Source organism: Geofilum rubicundum JCM 15548, assembly GCF_000974365.1.
Lineage (GTDB): Bacteria > Bacteroidota > Bacteroidia > Bacteroidales > Marinilabiliaceae > Geofilum > Geofilum rubicundum.
Window position 1 is genome coordinate 1 of the sequence record NZ_BAZW01000133.1, and the last position, 2,207, is coordinate 2,207.

Annotated in this window: 2 protein-coding genes; both read left to right on the top strand. The window is 39.1% G+C overall.

Going from position 1 to position 2,207, the window contains the following annotated elements; translation table 11 throughout:
- Nucleotides 1-229, top strand: a 229-nt coding sequence (locus JCM15548_RS20330) for an ATP-binding protein (protein WP_162198303.1), incomplete at its 5' end; no start/stop codon positions are given.
- 223 nt (nucleotides 230-452) lie between these two features.
- Nucleotides 453-1,982, top strand: coding sequence for a Fic family protein (locus tag JCM15548_RS20335; RefSeq protein ID WP_062129040.1), 1,530 nt, complete (start codon nucleotides 453-455; stop codon nucleotides 1,980-1,982).
- The last annotated feature ends 225 nt before the right edge of the window (nucleotides 1,983-2,207 follow it).

Below are 2,207 nucleotides of genomic sequence, written 5' to 3' on the forward strand. Positions count from 1 at the left end.
AAGAAAGATTGATAACAACCAATGTAATATGATGTTGGACATAATAGATGAAAGACATACCAAGAGTTCAACAATTATATCATCACAACTTCCGGTGAAAGATTGGTATGATTGTTTTGCTGAAAGAACAATTGGAGAAGCCATATTAGACAGGGTCTCAAATGGGTCATATCGCATCCATTTAGAAGGGGACGTTTCAATGAGAAAAAGTTTGAGGAAAACCGAATAATAAGTTTTAATTTTAGACAGCTATTTTTTTTGAGAAAAGTGTCCGGTATAATCCGGTACGGGTGTCCGGTATTAACGGAATATGCACTATATACTAAAGATGCTGCATCGCTAAATACTAAAAATAGTACAAAGGCATAAACTAAAAATACTACATTTGTAAATACTAAATTTGGTACGCAGGTATATACTAAATTTAATACAACTATTAAAGTTTAAAAAACATGGCCACACCACAGGAAAAACTGGCTCAGGCATTGGCAGCGTTGCAGAAGCTACAGCAAAATAACGATGTCGTAATTATTCATGCTGATGATTTGACGACTCTTCATAAAAAACTTTTGAAAGCGAATGGCTTTATCAAAGAAGTTATTAGAGGTTGGTACATCTCAACCCGTCCGGATGAGCGTGATGGAGATACTACTTCATGGTATATGGCTTACTGGAAATTTGTTTCTGTATATGTTAATTCACGCTTTGGGACTGATTGGTGCCTGTCGCCCGAACAATCATTGCTAATCCATAGTGGCAATACCATAATACCTACCCAGCTATTGGTTCGATCTCCAAAGGCCAGTAACAATATTGTTCAATTGTTGCATGGTACTTCCATTTTGGATAACAAACTGAAGATCCCGGAAGAAAAATCCCGGGTGAACAAGGATGGTTTGCAACTCCTAACATTGGAAGAAGGCCTTATAGCGGTAAGTGAAGACTTTTTCACTCGTCATGCTACGGATGCCCGGTCCTGCCTTGCATTGGTTAAAGAGGGCTCCATTCTGCTTGAAAAGCTTCTTAATGGCGGACATAGTATTGTAGCCGGCCGTCTTGCCGGGGCATTTCGGAACATTGGTAGCAAAAAGTTGGCAGACAATATACTTAAAGCCATGAAGTCAGCAGGGTATGATGTCAGAGAGCTTGATCCCTTTGATGAGCAATTGTCAATTTCTCTAAGCACAAGGGAAACCTCTCCTTATGCTAATCGAATGCGCTTAATGTGGCACAATATGCGCGAAACGGTAGTTAATATTTTTCCGGTTCCAAAAGAGTTACCATCAGATATTGAAGCATATCTTAAGGAAGTAGAAGACAACTATGTCGATGATGCATACAACTCTCTTTCAATTGAAGGGTATCGGGTTACAGCTGAACTAATAAATAAGGTGAAGTCAGGAAATTGGAATCCTGAAGATAGTGAAGCAGACCAGGAAGCCCGTAATGCAATGGCAGCGCGTGGCTATTATCAGGCTTTTCAGGCCGTAAAAGAAAGCATTAAGACAATCCTGGAAGGTGAAAATGCTGGGGAAGTTGCTGATAATGATCATGGAGATTGGTATCGGGAATTGTTTGCACCAAGTGTTACCGCAGGTATTTTAAAGGCAGGAGATTTGGCAGGTTATCGTTCGGCTCAGGTTTACATTAAAGGATCAATGCATACCCCATTGAATCCGGATGCAGTGCGTGATGCCATGCCTGTATTGTTTGATTTATTAAAAGAAGAACCACATGCTGGTGTTCGTGCAGTGCTGGGACATTTTTTATTTGTATTTATCCATCCCTATATGGATGGTAACGGTCGTGTCGGGCGTTTCCTGTTTAATGCGATGTTGGCATCCGGAGGTTATTCGTGGACAGTAATACCACTAGCCCAAAGGGATGCTTATATGGCAGCTTTGGAAAAAGCAAGCGTTCATGGGGATATTACTGATTTTGCCCGGTTCCTGGGAGATTTGGTGGCTGGTAGTTCAAAATAAATGTTTGAATAAGAATAGGGATTGAGATGGGCGCCATTTGATTAACCAATTTGGTTATGTTTTTCATTTTTTTAAATGGTTATTGTTTGGGCAAAATGAAGTATTTTAGGGAATTTGTTTTTGTCTTATTTTTAATATTGATTTTACAAATGAGTTATATTTTAAGGCAATAGCGTCCTAAACGATTAAAAAAGTGAGAAGAAATTTAAGTATCTCAAATTATCT